Annotated in this window: 4 protein-coding genes; 1 reads left to right on the top strand and 3 read right to left on the bottom strand. The window is 57.9% G+C overall.

Annotation, left to right across the window (positions count from 1 at the left end):
* The coding region (locus GM79_RS18210; RefSeq protein WP_035566853.1) for a transcriptional regulator at window positions 1-322 on the bottom strand (322 nt) is incomplete at its 3' end.
* A 349-nt stretch (window positions 323-671) separates the two neighbouring features.
* Here GM79_RS18210 and GM79_RS23900 point away from each other — a divergent pair.
* The gene (locus GM79_RS23900; RefSeq protein ID WP_072008659.1) at window positions 672-1,280 is read left to right on the top strand and encodes a DUF416 family protein; all 609 of its coding nucleotides are present in this window, start codon (window positions 672-674) and stop codon (window positions 1,278-1,280) included.
* 19 nt (window positions 1,281-1,299) lie between these two features.
* On the opposite strand, the gene GM79_RS18200 is transcribed toward GM79_RS23900, so the two are convergent.
* Together GM79_RS18200 and GM79_RS18195 are read right to left on the bottom strand one after the other, a co-directional pair.
* Complete coding sequence (locus GM79_RS18200; protein ID WP_051718594.1) at window positions 1,300-1,857, bottom strand: IS630 family transposase; 558 nt, start codon at window positions 1,855-1,857, stop codon at window positions 1,300-1,302.
* A gap of 2 nt (window positions 1,858-1,859) precedes the next feature.
* Window positions 1,860-2,249 carry a hypothetical protein gene (locus GM79_RS18195; RefSeq protein ID WP_051718595.1) on the bottom strand — a complete coding sequence of 130 codons (390 nt, stop codon included), beginning with the start codon at window positions 2,247-2,249 and terminating at the stop codon, window positions 1,860-1,862.
* Between the last annotated feature and the right edge of the window lie 48 nt (window positions 2,250-2,297).

Genomic DNA, 2,297 nt, shown 5'->3' with positions numbered 1-2,297 from the left:
CGGGTAGCACCTGGGCCAGGCGGTGGGCCAGCCGGGCCGCGGCGTAGCGGCAGTCGGCCAGCCGGCCAATGGCCAGGCCCAGGTCAACGGCCTCGGTGGGGTCGGGTGGGGGCGGCCCGATGGGCGCCGCGGCCAGCGTCAGGGCGTGCAAGGCCCGCAGGCGCAGGCTGGCCGGATAAAGCAGGGGGCGGCGGCCAGCCTCGGCATCGTTGAGGCGGCCCTGGGTGGTGCCCAACAGGTGGGCGGCTTCGCGCTGGCTCAGGCCAAAGTGGGCGCGGGTGGCGGTCAGGCGCTCGTCGGGGGCGAAGGGAAGTTCGGGCATGGGCAAGAAACGGGAATGGGGTTCAAAAATAGCGAGTGTTTAAATTAGAACCCTGGTTTGGTTAGGGTTCAAATTTTAAGAGGCACTTTTTTTGAACCCCAACCCTGCCAGGGTTCAATTTTCAAGGGTTACTATTTTTGAACCCTCCAATCGGTTGCCGGGCAACTGACCAGGAAACCGTTTCCGTGTTTCGGCGGGGGCGGCCCGAGAGGCGGCGCGGCTGGCCCGGTAGCGTAGGTTGCGGGAGAAACAGAGAGCCCCGCCAGTTGCGGGCAGGCGGGGCTTTTTTGCGTCGAAGCCTGCGGAAATATTAGCGTAGTTTCGCTGTATAAATAATGCCGCAAAACCGATGATACAGCCGGATGAGCTCCGTCGATGGATAGATGAGCTTAGCGAATCTCATTGTTGCTTAATTGCTGCATTAGTTTGCGATAAGCTCTATCCAAATTATCTGTTGTTCACTGAAACTGACAAATGGGGCAGTCCAGCTCTTTTTCGCGCCGGAATAGAGCTGCTGTTTGAAGCGTCAGTAGTTGGCATTCGCCCAATATCAGAAGCTCAAAAGCTGGACGACGAATTAGATTCAGCATTTCCGGACCTCGACGATTTTACCAGTTCAGAAGCATCATATGCCTTTGACGCTTCATCTGCATTGAATTCTGCTTTTCAATTTCTCATCACAGGCGATAAGGAACATGTCGTTAGTTGCTCAATTTCGGCTTTTGATACGGTGGATATGTTCGTCCAAATGCTACATGAAATTGAGCCTAACGTGCCTGATTTGGACCAGCTAATTTATAGCGACCCATATATGCAAAGGGAGGTCGAGCGGCAGCAACGCCTACTAACTCTACTTAGTAAAACACCCATTGTTTCGGCAGATTTCATAGCTCAGTTACGGCAGGAACAAGAGTCTCAGCCAGCCATAGTTGATGTGAATAAGTTACCTGCAGAGTAATCTTAGAGCGGTTTCCAAATCAGTGTACATGATATCCGCAATGGTCAAACCAGTTTTTGGCATCCTGTTCATTTATCCATTCGGCAGCCGCCTGGATAGCCTCTTCCAGCAGGTCGCAGGTGCGTGCTTTGGTGGTGCGTAGCCACGTCTTGAGTTTGCTAAAAGCGAGTTCAATGGGGTTGAAATCAGGCGAGTAAGGCGGCAGGTAGCGCAAGCGGGCGCCGTATTTTTGGGCAATTTCGTCCAGGCCGTCGACTTTGTGTACCGTCAAGTTGTCGAGCACCACCACGTCGCCCGGCTGCAACGTGGGGCCGAGCACCTGGTCCAAATAGGCCGCGAACACGTCGCCGTTGACGGCCCCATTGACGGTGAGCAACGCCCCGAGTCCGTCCGGGGTCAGGGCCGCGATAAGCGTCACGTTCGGGCCGTTGTGCAAGGGCACCGCCTGGTCCACGCGCCGGCCGGCGGGGGCCCGGCCGTAGCGGCGGCAGTACGTGAGGTTGGTGCTCGTTTCGTCCACAAACACAAAATGAGTAACGTCTTCTTCCTGAATAGCTTCCACAAACAAGCGGCGCAACGCTACGACCCGTTCGGTGTCGCGCTCGGCGGCGTGGATGCTTTTTTTTTACGCCCCCAGCCCAGGCGCTCCACCGCCCGCCACGTACTGGTGCGGCTCAGGACCGGGCCCTCGGCGGCGTGCAAGGCGGTGCCCAGTTCGGCCAGCGTCGCGTCGGGCTGCGCCACCAGACAGGCCCGCAACAGCGCCTCGCCCGCCGGGTCCAGGCGCGGCACCGGGCCGCCGCGTGCGGGTAGGGCGGCCAGCGAACCCGTGCGGCGCTGGCGCTGCAACAGCTTGTCCACAAACGAAACGGATACGCTGAATTGGGCAGCGACTTGGTAAATCCGGGCCTGCGGCGCGGCACAAGCCGCCGCTACCCGTTCCCGCAAATCAATCGAATACGCTTTCATCAGGTGAAAATATGCAGAATTCTGTACACTGAATTGGAAACCGCTCTA

Source organism: Hymenobacter sp. IS2118 (genome assembly GCF_000715495.1).
Lineage (GTDB): Bacteria > Bacteroidota > Bacteroidia > Cytophagales > Hymenobacteraceae > Hymenobacter.
This window is presented reverse-complemented; position numbering and strand designations above follow the sequence as displayed.

What these genes read in the sequence shown, in the direction of transcription:
- GM79_RS23900 (WP_072008659.1), top strand. Translation starts at nt 672, where the DNA reads ATGATACAGCCGGATGAGCTCCGTCGATGGATAGATGAGCTTAGCGAA.
- GM79_RS18195 (WP_051718595.1), bottom strand. Translation starts at nt 2,249, where the DNA reads ATGAAAGCGTATTCGATTGATTTGCGGGAACGGGTAGCGGCGGCTTGT.